At 71.0% G+C, this 12,948-nt stretch carries 13 protein-coding genes and 1 riboswitch; of the genes, 9 read left to right on the plus strand and 4 right to left on the minus strand.

Going from position 1 to position 12,948, the window contains the following annotated elements:
* Window positions 1-7: 7 nt before the first annotated feature.
* The 5 genes from ACH4MY_RS14005 to ACH4MY_RS14025 all read left to right on the plus strand — a co-directional run bounded on the left by ACH4MY_RS14005 (window position 8) and on the right by ACH4MY_RS14025 (window position 4,072).
* A complete protein-coding gene (locus ACH4MY_RS14005; protein ID WP_398002129.1) occupies window positions 8-775 on the plus strand; it encodes an enoyl-CoA hydratase/isomerase family protein in 768 nt (255 codons plus the stop codon).
* 79 nt (window positions 776-854) lie between these two features.
* Window positions 855-1,361, plus strand: a complete 507-nt coding sequence (locus ACH4MY_RS14010; RefSeq protein WP_364282416.1) for an ATP-binding protein — start codon at window positions 855-857, stop codon at window positions 1,359-1,361.
* A 437-nt stretch (window positions 1,362-1,798) separates the two neighbouring features.
* Window positions 1,799-2,563: a polysaccharide deacetylase family protein gene (locus ACH4MY_RS14015; RefSeq protein ID WP_398002132.1), complete on the plus strand. Its 765-nt coding sequence runs from the start codon at window positions 1,799-1,801 to the stop codon at window positions 2,561-2,563.
* Window positions 2,563-3,756 carry a YncE family protein gene (locus tag ACH4MY_RS14020; RefSeq protein WP_398002135.1) on the plus strand — a complete coding sequence of 398 codons (1,194 nt, stop codon included), beginning with the start codon at window positions 2,563-2,565 and terminating at the stop codon, window positions 3,754-3,756. The genes ACH4MY_RS14015 and ACH4MY_RS14020 overlap by 1 nt, the downstream gene beginning before the upstream one ends.
* Window positions 3,757-3,856: 100 nt before the next feature.
* On the plus strand, window positions 3,857-4,072 hold the full coding sequence (locus tag ACH4MY_RS14025) for an EF-hand domain-containing protein (protein WP_398002137.1): 216 nt from the start codon (window positions 3,857-3,859) through the stop codon (window positions 4,070-4,072).
* Between the two features lie 118 nt (window positions 4,073-4,190).
* Here ACH4MY_RS14025 and ACH4MY_RS14030 read toward each other — a convergent pair whose 3' ends face one another.
* The 4 genes from ACH4MY_RS14030 to gcvT form a co-directional block, all read right to left on the minus strand.
* Window positions 4,191-5,561: an L-serine ammonia-lyase gene (locus ACH4MY_RS14030; RefSeq protein ID WP_398002140.1), complete on the minus strand. Its 1,371-nt coding sequence runs from the start codon at window positions 5,559-5,561 to the stop codon at window positions 4,191-4,193.
* A 167-nt stretch (window positions 5,562-5,728) separates the two neighbouring features.
* A complete protein-coding gene (gene glyA / locus ACH4MY_RS14035) occupies window positions 5,729-6,994 on the minus strand; it encodes a serine hydroxymethyltransferase (protein WP_398002143.1) in 1,266 nt (421 codons plus the stop codon).
* Between the two features lie 32 nt (window positions 6,995-7,026).
* Window positions 7,027-7,404, minus strand: coding sequence for a glycine cleavage system protein GcvH (gcvH, locus tag ACH4MY_RS14040; protein WP_398002146.1), 378 nt, complete (start codon window positions 7,402-7,404; stop codon window positions 7,027-7,029).
* Between the two features lie 77 nt (window positions 7,405-7,481).
* A complete protein-coding gene (gene gcvT / locus ACH4MY_RS14045) occupies window positions 7,482-8,606 on the minus strand; it encodes a glycine cleavage system aminomethyltransferase GcvT (protein ID WP_398002149.1) in 1,125 nt (374 codons plus the stop codon).
* Between the two features lie 172 nt (window positions 8,607-8,778).
* Window positions 8,779-8,874: riboswitch (glycine riboswitch) on the minus strand.
* Window positions 8,875-9,025: 151 nt separating this feature from the next.
* On the opposite strand from gcvT, the gene ACH4MY_RS14050 reads away from it, so the two are divergent.
* The 4 genes from ACH4MY_RS14050 to ACH4MY_RS14065 all read left to right on the plus strand — a co-directional run bounded on the left by ACH4MY_RS14050 (window position 9,026) and on the right by ACH4MY_RS14065 (window position 12,898).
* Window positions 9,026-9,688: an AAA family ATPase gene (locus ACH4MY_RS14050; protein ID WP_398002151.1), complete on the plus strand. Its 663-nt coding sequence runs from the start codon at window positions 9,026-9,028 to the stop codon at window positions 9,686-9,688.
* 145 nt (window positions 9,689-9,833) lie between these two features.
* Window positions 9,834-10,574, plus strand: a complete 741-nt coding sequence (locus ACH4MY_RS14055) for an enhanced serine sensitivity protein SseB (RefSeq protein ID WP_398002154.1) — start codon at window positions 9,834-9,836, stop codon at window positions 10,572-10,574.
* A 144-nt stretch (window positions 10,575-10,718) separates the two neighbouring features.
* On the plus strand, window positions 10,719-11,510 hold the full coding sequence (locus ACH4MY_RS14060; protein WP_398002157.1) for an enhanced serine sensitivity protein SseB C-terminal domain-containing protein: 792 nt from the start codon (window positions 10,719-10,721) through the stop codon (window positions 11,508-11,510).
* A gap of 362 nt (window positions 11,511-11,872) precedes the next feature.
* Window positions 11,873-12,898: an ABC transporter permease gene (locus ACH4MY_RS14065; protein WP_398002159.1), complete on the plus strand. Its 1,026-nt coding sequence runs from the start codon at window positions 11,873-11,875 to the stop codon at window positions 12,896-12,898.
* Window positions 12,899-12,948: the final 50 nt, after the last annotated feature.

A 12,948-nucleotide genomic window follows, 5' to 3' on the forward strand; every position in this document is an offset into this window, starting at 1 on the left:
TCCTTCCATGACTGTGAACCTCGAAGTCGCCGAAGGCGTCGGCACGATCCGCCTCGACCGCCCCCCGATGAACGCCCTGGACATCGCCACCCAGGACCGGCTGCGCGAGCTGGCCCAGGAGGCGACCGACCGCGACGACGTGCGGGCCGTGGTCCTCTACGGCGGCGAGAAGGTGTTCGCGGCCGGCGCGGACATCAAGGAGATGCAGGTCATGGACCACGTGGCCATGGTCAAGCGCTCCCGCGCCCTCCAGGACGCCTTCACCGCCGTCGCCCGCATCCCCAAGCCGGTCGTCGCCGCGATCACCGGCTACGCCCTCGGCGGCGGCTGCGAGCTCGCGCTCTGCGCCGACTACCGGATCGCCGGCGACAACGCCAAGCTCGGCCAGCCGGAGATCCTGCTCGGCCTGATCCCGGGCGCCGGCGGCACCCAGCGGCTCTCCCGGCTCGTCGGCCCCTCCAAGGCCAAGGACCTCATCTTCACCGGCCGGATGGTCAAGGCGGACGAGGCCCTGACGCTGGGTCTGGTCGACCGGGTCGTCCCGGCCGCCGAGGTGTACGAGCAGGCGCACGCCTGGGCCGCCAGGCTGGCGCAGGGCCCCGCTGTCGCCCTGCGGGCCGCGAAGGAGGCGATCGACCAGGGTCTGGAGGCCGACATCGACACCGGCCTCGCCATCGAGCGCACCTGGTTCGCCGCGCTGTTCGCGACCGAGGACCGCGAGACGGGGATGCGGAGCTTCGTCGAGGAGGGCCCCGGGAAGGCGAAGTTCGCCTGACGTGACAGACCTCGCTTCGTAGGGGCCGATTCCGTCGGAACGGCCCCCGCGAACGGCTCCGTGCGGCCATGATGGGGGCATGGCGGGCCTGGAGGGTAGGGAACAACCGTGGCAGCGCGCAAGCGCCGCCGCAGCGCGGTGGTCACCGGCCGCGGACGACGAACAGGCCGCCGACGCAGTGGAGTTGTACGGCAACCCGGCCGAGGAGGATGTCCGGCTGCCGTCCCGGCCCGAATCCGCGTGGGTGGCCCGCCGGCTCACCCAGCATGTCGTGCTGCGGCAGTGGGCACTCGGCCCGCAGATCGCCGAGCACGCGGTGCTCCTCGTCTCGGAGCTCGTCGGGAACGCGGTCCGGCACACCGGCGCCCGGGTCTTCGCGCTGCGGCTCCAGCGGCGGCGCGGCTGGATCCGGGTCGAGGTCCGCGACCCCTCCCGCGGGCTGCCCTGTCTGATGCCGGTGCACGAGCTCGACACGAGCGGCCGGGGACTCTTCCTGGTCGACAAGCTCTCGGACCGCTGGGGCGTGGACCTGGCGCCGCGAGGCAAGACGACCTGGTTCGAGATGCGGGTCGCCGACCGCCCCTGATGTCCGCGCCGCCCGCATCCGAGCGGCTCCCGCCCGCACCCGAGCGGCTTCCTGTCGTCCCCCGGACGCACGGAAGCCCCCGTGTGCCGTGGTGGGGCACGTGGGGGCTTCCGTGTGATGCGCCGTGGACGGGGGGGTGTATCCACGGCAGCTATGTCGACCTGGCCCGGGTCAATGGGGGTCGGTGACTCCGACTATGGCAGACAGGGGGCTCTCCTGCCAAAAGTCCCTAGTGGGGCAAGGTGGGTCAAAAGCGGACACTTTAATGGTGAATCGTTGGTGACGTGCGGCACTCACCTTGCAAACAGTGAATGACTATGCGGTTCGTGGCGTGTTTCCGGTGGTCGTCCGCATGCTGGACGCCTTGTGCGGGCCCGTAAACGTCCTGGATTGGCCTAATCGTAATAAATCGTGCGCTATCGCCTTTAAATGGTCGGGTGAAGCCGATCGACCGCCGCGGAGCCCTCCGGGCCGGAACGGCCGCCGCCCTCGCGGGAGCCCTCGCCACCGCCTGCGGCACGGCCCCCCGCCCCGCCGCCCCCGCCCCGAGACGCCCCGCCCCCGCACCCCGTGCGGCCCCCGCCCCCCGGCGCCTCCCCGGCCGCCCCGCCGAGATCACCCACGGCCCCCGCGACCGGCCCCGGGTCGCCCTCACCTTCCACGGCCAGGGCGACCCCGCCCTCGCCCGCACACTCCTCGGCCAGGCCGAGAAGGCCGGCGCCCGCGTCACCGTCCTCGCCGTCGGCAGCTGGCTCGACGCCCACCCCGACCTGGCCCGCCGGATCCTCGACGGCGGACACGACCTCGGCAACCACACCCAGCGCCACATCGACGTCAACGCCATGACCGAGGCCGAGGCCCTCGCCGAGATCGAGGCCTGCGCCACCCGGCTGCGCCGGCTCACCGGCTCCATCGGCACCTGGTTCCGGCCCTCCCGCACCCAGCACGCCGCCCCCACCGTCCTGCGCGCCGCCCGCCGCGCCGGATACCCGCACGTCCTCTCGTACGACGTCGACTCCCTCGACTTCACCTCGCCCGGCGCCGCCGCCGTCGTCCGCAACGTCACCGGGCCGGTCCGCGCGGGCTCCGTCGTCAGCCTGCACTTCGGCTACCCGGACACCGCCGTCGCGCTGCCCCTCCTCCTCGCCGACCTCGACCGCCGCGGACTGCGCGCGGTCACCACCACGGAGCTGCTGACCTGATGGCCCACCGCACGCAGAGACACGTCACGGCGAGGACGAGCGCCCTCCTCGCCGCCGCCCTCCTCGTCACACTCGCCGGCTGCGGCGGCGGGGACCCGGGCGACGGAGCCGCCCCCGTGAAGAAGGCCGCCCCCGCAGCACCCGAGCCGGCCGCGGCGCCCGCCGGGCTTCCCGGGATGCCGCCGGTCCTCGACCCGAAGGACGTCTACGCGGCGGACCGGCCCAACCGGCTCTCCCCGGTCGTCAAGAACTTCCCCTCCCGGGTCTACGTCCCCAACACCAACTCCAACACCGTCTCCGTCATCGACCCGGCCACCTACCAGGTCGTCGAGACCATCCCCGTCGGCATCCAGCCCCAGCACGTCGTGCCGTCCTGGGACATGAAGACCCTCTGGGTCAACAACAACCGGGGCCACACCCTCACCCCGATCGATCCCGCCACCGGTGTCGCGGGCAAGCCCGTCGAGGTCCACGACCCGTACAACCTCTACTTCACGCCCAACGGCAAGTACGCGATCGTGATGGCCTCGCTCGACCGCGAACTCGTCTTCCGCGACCCCCACACCATGGAACGGCGGAAGACCGTCCCGGTCAGCTGCTACGGCGTCAACCACGCCGACTTCTCCGCCGACGGGCGCTACTTCGTCGTCTCCTGCGAGTTCTCCGGCGAACTGCTCAAGGTCGACACCGAGAAGATGGAGGTGATCGGCAAGCAGAAGCTGCCCTTCGAGGGCGCCATGCCGCAGGACGTGAAGATCTCCCCGGACGGCAAGACCTTCTACATCGCCGACATGATGGCCCACGGCGTATGGATCCTGGACGGCGAGAAGTTCACCACCCCGACCCTGCTGCCCACCGGCAAGGGCTGCCACGGCCTCTACATCAGCCGGGACTCGCGGGAGATGTACATCCCCAACCGGGGCGAGGGCTCCATCTCCGTCTTCGACTTCGAGAAGAACCGGCTGACGAAGAAGTGGCGGCTGCCCGACGGCGGCTCCCCGGACATGGGTGGCGTCTCCGCCGACGGCAAGGTGCTCTGGCTCTCCGGCCGCTACGACTCCGAGGTCTACGCGATCGACACCACGAGCGGCAAGCAGCTGGCCCGCATCCCGGTCGGCGGCGGACCCCACGGCCTCGCGGTCTATCCGCAGCCGGGCCGCTACTCGCTGGGACACACGGGGATCTTCCGCTGACGGCCGGAGAGGGCCGGGGTGGCCGGACCGCGCACAGCGCGCCCTTCCGGGCCAGCTAATCTGACCCCCGTCAGAGAAGCACCAAGAAGGGGCGGACGCAGTGGCGGACATCGACTCGGCACGCACGGCATTCAACCGGTTCGACGTGGACGGCGACGGCTTCATCACCGCCGCGGAGTACAAGAGCGTCATGGCGCAGCTGGGTGACTTCCACGTCACCGAGACGGTCGCCGAGGCCCTCATCAAGCAGCGCGACGACAACGGCGACGGCCGGCTGTCCTGGGACGAGTTCTGGTCCCACCTCAGCAAGGCCTGAGCCGCCCGCCCGGACGGGTGGCGCAACCCTGGGTCGCCGCCCGTCCGGGGCGCGGGAACGATCCGTCCGGTGACGCTTCCCGGACGGAGCGGAGCCGTGCGGTGCGGGGCCTACGGCCTCAGCACTCGATGATGTTCACCGCGAGACCGCCGCGGGCGGTCTCCTTGTACTTCACGCTCATGTCCGCGCCGGTCTCCTTCATGGTCTTGATGACCTTGTCGAGGGAGACCAGGTGGCTGCCGTCGCCGCGCATGGACATCTTGGCCGCCGTGACGGCCTTGACCGCCGCCATGCCGTTGCGCTCGATGCACGGGATCTGGACCAGGCCGCCGACCGGGTCGCAGGTCAGGCCCAGGTTGTGCTCCATGCCGATCTCGGCCGCGTTCTCGACCTGCTCCGGGGTGCCGCCGAGGACCTCGGCCAGCGCGCCGGCCGCCATCGAGCAGGCCGAGCCGACCTCGCCCTGGCAGCCGACCTCGGCGCCGGAGATGGAGGCGTTCTCCTTGAAGAGCATGCCGACCGCGCCCGCCGCCAGCATGAAGCGGACGATGCCCTCGTCGTCGGCGCCGGGCACGAAGTTCATGTAGTAGTGCAGGACGGCGGGGATGATGCCGGCCGCGCCGTTCGTCGGGGCGGTGACCACCCGGCCGCCCGCCGCGTTCTCCTCGTTCACGGCCATCGCGTAGAGGGTGATCCACTCCATGGCGTGCATCTTCGGGTCGCCCTCGGAGCGCAGCTTGCGGGCCAGGTTCGCGGCGCGCCGGCGGACCTTCAGACCGCCGGGCAGGATGCCCTCGCGGGACATGCCGCGCGAGACACAGGCCTGCATGACCCGCCAGATCTCCAGGAGGCCCGCGCGGATCTCGTCCTCGGTGCGCCAGGCCTTCTCGTTCTCCAGCATCAGCGCGGAGATCGACAGGCCGGTCTCCTTCGCCAGCCGGAGCAGCTCGTCACCGGTGCGGAAGGGGTACTTCAGGACGGTGTCCTCGGGGACGATCGGGTTCTCGCCCTGGACCGCGTCCTCGTCGACGACGAAGCCGCCGCCGACCGAGTAGTACGTCTTCTCCAGGACCGGGCCGCCCTCCGCGTCGTACGCGAAGATCGTCATCCCGTTGGCGTGGTACGGCAGCGCCTTGCGCCGGTGCAGGATCAGGTCGGCGTCGAAGTCGAAGGGGATCTCGTGCGCGCCGAGCAGGTTGATCCGGCCGCTGGACTTGATCCGCTCGACCTCGTCGTCCGCCGTCTCGACGTTCACCGTGCGCGGCGAGCTGCCCTCGAGACCGAGCAGGACCGCCTTCGGGGTGCCGTGGCCGTGGCCGGTCGCGCCGAGGGAGCCGTACAGCTCCGCCCGTACGGTCGCGGTGTGGGCGAGCAGGCCCTCGTTCTTCAGGCGGCGGGCGAACATCCGGGCCGCGCGCATCGGCCCCACCGTGTGGGAGCTCGACGGGCCGATGCCGATCGAGAACAGGTCGAAGACCGAGATGGCCACGGGAGGACTCCTTGTGGGGGCTAGACGCCGTTGTCTGCCGGGGTGGAGCAGAAAAGCGCGGAGAAGGGCGTGCGGTACAGCGCGGGGACATGGGGTGGGGCACCGCGCTCACTGTCCAGTGTGCGCGGTGCCCCGAAGGTCCGTACGAACGAAAGGGTACGAAATTACTACAGGCCGGGGTACAGCGGGTGCTTGTCGGCGAGCGCCGTCACCCGGGCCTTCAGCGATTCGGCCTTCTCGGCGTCGAAGCCGGGCTTCAGGGTCTCCGCGATGATGTCGGCGACCTCGGTGAAGTCCTCGGTCCCGAAACCGCGGGTGGCGAGCGCCGGCGTACCGATGCGCAGACCCGAGGTGACCATCGGCGGGCGCGGGTCGTTCGGAACGGCGTTCCGGTTGACCGTGATGCCGACCTCGTGGAGACGGTCCTCGGCCTGCTGGCCGTCGAGCTCGGAGTTCCGCAGGTCCACCAGGACCAGGTGGACGTCCGTGCCGCCGGACAGGACGGAGACACCGTGCTCGGTGACGTCGTCCCGGACCAGGCGCTCGGCCAGGAGGCGGGCGCCGTCCAGGGTGCGCTGCTGGCGCTCCTTGAACTCCTCCGAGGCCGCGACCTTGAAGGAGACGGCCTTGGCCGCGATCACGTGCTCCAGCGGGCCGCCCTGGAAACCGGGGAAGACCGAGGAGTTCAGCTTCTTGGCGAACGCCTTCTTCGCCAGGATGATGCCGCCGCGGGGGCCGCCGAGCGTCTTGTGCGTGGTGGAGGTCACCACGTCCGCGTGCTCGACCGGGTTCGGGTGCAGACCGGCCGCGACCAGGCCCGCGAAGTGGGCCATGTCGACCCACAGGTACGCCTCGACCTCGTCGGCGATCCGGCGGAACTCGGCGAAGTCCAGCTGGCGCGGGTAGGCGGACCAGCCCGCGATGATCACCTTCGGGCGGTGCTCCTTGGCGAGGCGCTCGACCTCGGCCATGTCGACCAGGCCGGCCTCGTCCACGTGGTACGCGACCACGTTGAACTGCTTGCCCGAGAAGTTCAGGCGCATGCCGTGGGTGAGGTGACCGCCGTGGGCCAGGTCCAGACCCAGGATCGTGTCGCCGGGCTGGGCGATCGCGAAGAGGGCGGCCTGGTTCGCGGAGGCACCGGAGTGCGGCTGGACGTTGGCGTACTCGGCGCCGAACAGGTCCTTGACCCGGTCGATCGCGATCTGCTCGGCGACGTCGACGTGCTCGCAGCCACCGTAGTAGCGGCGGCCCGGGTAGCCCTCGGCGTACTTGTTGGTGAGGACGGAGCCCTGCGCCTCCATGACGGCGACCGGAGCGAAGTTCTCCGAGGCGATCATCTCGAGGGTGGACTGCTGACGGCGGAGCTCGGCGTCGACGGCTGCGGCGACGTCCGGGTCCAGCTCGTGGAGGGGAGTGTTCAGAAGCGACATGAATCGATCCCTAAGGGGTCTCGGGCCCGGTCTCAGTTCCCGGAGAACGCGGTGTACTCGTCGGCGGAGAGCAGCTCGTCCGGCTCACCCGCGACGCGCACCTTGAACAGCCAGCCACCCTCGAACGGAGCCGTGTTCACCAGCGACGGGTCGTCCACCACGTCCTGGTTGGCGGCGACGACCTCACCCGTGACGGGGGAGTACAGGTCGCTCACGGACTTCGTCGACTCCAGCTCGCCGCAGGTCTCGCCCGCGGTGACCGTGGAGCCGACCTCGGGGAGCTGGGCGTAGACGACGTCACCGAGCGCGTTGGCGGCGAACTCCGTGATGCCGACGGTCGAGACGCCCTCCTCGGCGTCCGACAGCCACTCGTGCTCCTTGGTGTAGCGCAGCTGCTGGGGGTTGCTCATGGCCTGATTCTCCTGGATCGGGGGAGTGCTGATGAACGTGGGTCTTGCGGGGTGAGACGCGAAGTGAGACGGATACGTCACTTCTGGCGCTTGTAGAACGGCAGCGCGACGACCTCGTAGGGCTCGTGGGTGCCTCGGATGTCCACACCTACACCCTGGGTGCCGGGCGTGGCGTGCGCCGCGTCCACGTACGCGATCGCGATCGGCTTTCCGAGCGTCGGGGACGGGGCGCCGGAGGTGACCTCGCCGATCACCACGCCGTCCTTGACCACCGAGAAGCCGGCGCGCGGGACCCGGCGGCCCTCGGCGACCAGGCCGACGAGCTTGCGCGGCGGGGCGGTCTCGGCGCGCTCGGCGGCCTTCTCCAGCGCCTCACGGCCGACGAAGCGACCCTCGTTGGTCGTCTTCTCGAACTTCACGACGCGGCCGAGGCCGGCGTCGAAGGGGGTGAGGGCGGTGGTCAGCTCGTGGCCGTACAGCGGCATGCCCGCCTCCAGGCGGAGCGTGTCGCGGCAGGACAGGCCGCAGGGGATGAGCCCGACCGGGGCGCCCGCCTCGGTCAGCGCCTTCCAGACGCCCTCGGCGTGCTCGGGCTTCAGGAACAGCTCGAAGCCGTCCTCGCCGGTGTAGCCGGTACGGGCGATCAGCGCCGGCACACCCGCGACCGTGCCGGGCAGACCGGCGTAGTACTTCAGTCCGTCCAGGTCGGCGTCGGTGAGCGACTTCAGGATGCCGGGGGACTCCGGGCCCTGGACCGCGATCAGGGCGTACGCGTCACGGTCGTCGCGCACCTCGGCGTCGAAGCCCTCGGAGCGGGCCACGAGCGCGTCGAGGACGATCTGCGCGTTGGAGGCGTTGGCGACGACCATGTACTCCGTCTCGCCGAGGCGGTAGACGATCAGGTCGTCGAGGATGCCGCCGTCCTCCTGGCAGATCATCGTGTAGCGGGCACGGCCCACACCCACCGTGGAGATGTTGCCGACAAGCGCGTGGTCGAGGAGCTCGACGGCCTGCGGACCGGTGACGGTGATCTCGCCCATGTGGGAGAGGTCGAAGAGGCCCGCCCTGGTCCGGACGGCGAGGTGCTCGTCCCGCTCGCTGGCGTAGCGCAGCGGCATGTCCCAGCCCGCGAAGTCGGTCATGGTCGCGCCCAGCGAACGATGCAGCGCATCGAGGGCGGTCAGACGGGGGGCAGTGCTCATGGGGTGGCTCCCGGGTCCCAAGGGCGGTTCGGTGACGAAACACATGACGGGCGAGGACGTCCTCCCCATCTGTCATGGAACCTGAGAGGTTCACCGAGAGCATCTCGTCTCCGAGAGATCGGCTTGCACCTTGGGTGGGGACACCGCAGGGTGTCCCGCTTTTCAGATCTGCCTCATCCGCGCGGTACGGGGCCTGAGAGATTCAAGGGAGGGTCTTGCTCCTTCGGCGTCCGGACACGGTGGTCCGGAACTCTCCCGCGCGGATTCGAGCGGCCGGTATGCGATTGTGTGGCGACTGTGCGCGCCTGGCGCGCACATCATTGCACGCGAGCTCGGCGGGGCACATCGCTTGTGTCTCATTACCGTTTCTTTACACTTTGTGGGCAAGGGTCTTCTCAGGCCCGGCAGGGGGAGAAGCGATGAGGTCCGAGCACACCGGCGCGTACGCGCCGAGTACCGGCATACCGTCCCAGCGGGCCCGCGCGAGAACCCGGGGCCGCGGCCGGCTCCTGCGCGACCTGCGCGAGCGCGGCGGCCGGGGCCCCCGCGCCCTCAGCTTCGCCGCCGGCGACCTGGTGGTCGTCTCCGGGCTGCCCGGCAGCGGCAAGTCCACCCTCATGAAGCGCGCCGTCGAAGGCACCGGCATCGACTCCCAGGACACCCGCGAGCGCTGGGAGGCCCGGATGCCCCGCTTCCTGCCGTACGCCGTCTACCGGCCGCTGGCCCGGCTCGCGCACTACGCCGGGCTGCGCCGCGCCCTGCGCTCCGGCGCCGGGGTGATCGTGCACGACTGCGGCACCCAGTCCTGGGTGCGGGGCTGGCTCGCCCGTGAGGCCCGCCGCCGCGGCCGGGCCCTGCACCTGGTCCTGCTCGACGTCTCCCCCCACATCGCCCGCCAGGGCCAGCGCTGCCGCGGCCGGGGTGTCTCGTCCTATGCCTTCGCCCGGCACCGCCGGGCCGTCGGCCGGCTCGTCGCGGCCGCCGAGTCGGGCCGTCTGCCGCACGGATGCGCCTCCGTGACCCTGCTCGACCGGGACGCGGCGGACACCTTGCGGAAGATCGGATTCCGCGAGGCTTCCTGAGAGACGGCGGGAAGAGACCACCTCCTCGGGGGCCCCGCGCCGGGCGCTCGTACCCTTGTCTTCTGGCCACGGCGGCGCCGGGGCGGCGTTAGGGTGCTGCCGGGCGGCCGGTACGGCAGGCCGTGCGAGAAGGGGAAACGCGACCGTGGACGTGACGTGGCCGGGCAATGAGCTCGAAGAGGTCCTTGCCGCCTCACTCGGCAACCCCTCGGCCGGTGGCCGGCTGGTCGAGGTACTCGGCCGCAGCCCGGTCTGGGTGCCCCTGCCCAACGGCGGCGGACCCGACAGCCCCGACCTCGACATCCCCACCATGGAGATCGACGGCGCGGCCTTCGTCCCCGTCTTCAGCTCCGAACAGCAGTTCCTCGCCTGTGTCGGCAGTCACATGTCCTTCACCGTCGCCCCCGCCCGCGAATTCGCCCGCGGCCTGCCCCCGCAGCTCGGCATCGCCGTGAACCCCGGCGGCACCGTCGGCGTCCCGCTGCCCCCGCCCGCCGTCGCCGAACTCTGCCGCGCCGGCCGCACCCCGCTCGACGGCCCCGCCACCGGCGGCCGCGTCCGGCTCTTCGAGCCCGACTGGCAGGACGACCCCGTCGACTTCCTCGCCGCCGCCTCCGCCGAGTTCGAGGCCACCGGCGTCGTCGTCACCGCCCGCCGCGCCCTCGCCAGCGTCGAGGGCACCGAACCCGCCCTCTTCATCGGCGTGCAGCTCGCCGCCTGGGACGGAGTCGACCGCAACGCGCCCCTGGACGCCCTCGGCCGCGCCCTCGGCCGGGTCGAGGTCGCCTGGCCCGTCAACCTCATCCTGCTCGACATGGCGCAGGACCCGGTCGGCGACTGGATGCTGGAACGGGTGCGCCCCTTCTACCAGCGCGCCGCCGTGTGACGGACGGCCTGTTTAAGCTGAACTTCTCGACAGCAGGACAGACGTCGGCATGACAGGCGTCGGCAGGACGGGCGTCGGTACGACGGACGCCGGCAGGACGGACGTCGGAACAGACGTGGTGACGGAAGAGGGGCGGGACCCAGGGTGAGCGCGTCAGGCACCGCTGCGGCCGGACAGGTCGAGCACATGCTGCGCCAGGTGGCACCCGGACGCTACGACGCGTACGAACAGCTGCTGCACGCCCTCGCCGACGGCGAGCTCTGGATGCTGCTCTGGCACGGCTCGCCGGGCTCGTCCGACGCCCAGTACGGGAACATGGAGGTCGACGGCTTCGGCTACGCGCCCTGCGTCACCTCCGCCCAGGAACTCTCCGCCTCCGGCTGGCACCGCGCCCACGAGCTCGTCACCGGCCGGGAGATCGCCCGCGCCCTCTACCCGGACCGGTGGGGCGTCTGGCTCAATCCGCACGCTCCCGGCGGCGGCGTCGGCATCCCCTGGGCCGACCTGCGCCGGATCGCCACCGGCCTCGACCGGATGCCCGCCGGGCCGCTGCGGGTCACCGAGCCCACCCTGGAGATGCCGCAGTTCTACGCCCTGCTCACGCAGAACGCGCACCGCACCCCCGCCGTCCGGGCCCTGCGCCGCGGCTGGGTGCAGCCCGCGCTCGGCTCGCCGTACCTCGTCATCGGCCTCGATCTGTACGACACGTCCGCCTCGGCCGTCGACACGGTCCGGGCGATGATGCGCCAGTCCATCGGAGCCGTACCCGACGGGCTGCCCGTCTCGACGGTCGCCCTCTCCGACGCCTACGACCCGGTGGCCCTCTGGCTGCGGGCGAACGGGCGCCCGTTCTACGACCGCGAGGCACACGCGGGACGCGGTGCCGCGGCCGTTCCCGGGTACGGCTACCCGCCCCCGGCTCCGTCCGGATACTGAGACGCACCTCCTCTCGCATCCTGTCCCACCGGCCTCCGGAGTTCGCTCCGGAGGCCTTCGTTCGCCCCAATTCAGCCCCCCGAAGACCCAGTTGAGGGACATGTCCGATTAGGGGGAAGAGGCCCCGAGATGGTCCGCTCAGGTGATCGCGACGTCCGGATAACGGAAGTCGCAGCACCGCATCACGTTTGAGCAAACATTCCTCGTCAGGGCTGGCGGGTGATCGCAAGCGCATTGAAGACTCCCCGGAACACCGGGTGTTCGGCTCCTTTCGAGCAGGTGCCCAGCAGGTTGTTCCACCGAGCCGCTACCCGCGGCGGGCAAGGGCCGGCTACCCGCGGCCGAGAGGGGTCCTCACCACGATGACGGCACCACTGCACGAGGCGAGTGCGGGCGAGTCGACCGCCACCGCTGATGCCGCGCCCGGCGCACCAGGCATTCCGGACACCTCCGGCACCCCCAAGGCGATCGAGGGCCGCTCGCCCTGGCAGATCGCCTGGACCCGGCTCAAGCGCGACAAACTGGCCCTCGCGGGCGCCTTCGTCGTCGTCTTCCTCGTCCTGGTCGCGCTCTTCGCGCCCCTGATCGTCGGACTCCTCGGCCACCCGCCGGACGAGTTCCACGAGGACCAGATCGACCCGCTCTTCGGCACCCCGATCGGCTCCTGGGGCGGCGTGAGCTCCGACTTCCTCTTCGGGGTCGAGCCCGTCAACGGCCGGGACGTCTTCAGCCGCATCGTCTACGGCGCCCGGATCTCGCTGCTCGTCGCCTTCCTCGCGGCGGTCTTCGCCGTCGTCCTCGGCACGGTCCTCGGCATCATCGCCGGCTACTTCGGCGGCTGGATCGACGCGGCACTCAGCCGGGTCATGGACGTGATGCTCGCCTTCCCGCAGCTGCTCTTCACGATCGCCCTGGTCTCCGTCCTGCCGAACGAACTCCTCGGCCTCGACGGCTCGGGCGTCCGCATCGCCGCCCTGGTGCTCGTCATCGGCTTCTTCGGCTGGCCGTACGTGGGCCGCATCGTCCGGGGCCAGACCCTCTCGCTGCGCAACCGCGAGTACGTCGAGGCCGCCCAGAGCCTCGGCGCCGGCCGCCTCTACATCCTCCGCCGCGAGCTGCTGCCCAACCTGATCGCCCCGATCACGGTCTACGCGACCCTCATGATCCCCACCAACATCCTCACCGAAGCGGCGCTCAGCTTCCTCGGCGCGGGCGTGAAGCCTCCCACCGCTTCCTGGGGACAGATGCTGTCGACGGCCATCACCACCTACGAGTCGGATCCCCTGTTCATGGTGATCCCCGGCTTCGCGATCTTCATCACCGTTCTGGCGTTCAACCTCTTCGGCGACGGCGTGCGTGACGCGCTCGACCCGAAGGGCTCCCGCTGACCGTTCGCCGACGATCCGCAAGACCCGCCCCTGCCGCTGTCGACAGGAGG

The sequence above is a fragment of the Streptomyces sp. NPDC017246 genome, from assembly GCF_044331325.1.
Classification (GTDB): domain Bacteria; phylum Actinomycetota; class Actinomycetes; order Streptomycetales; family Streptomycetaceae; genus Streptomyces.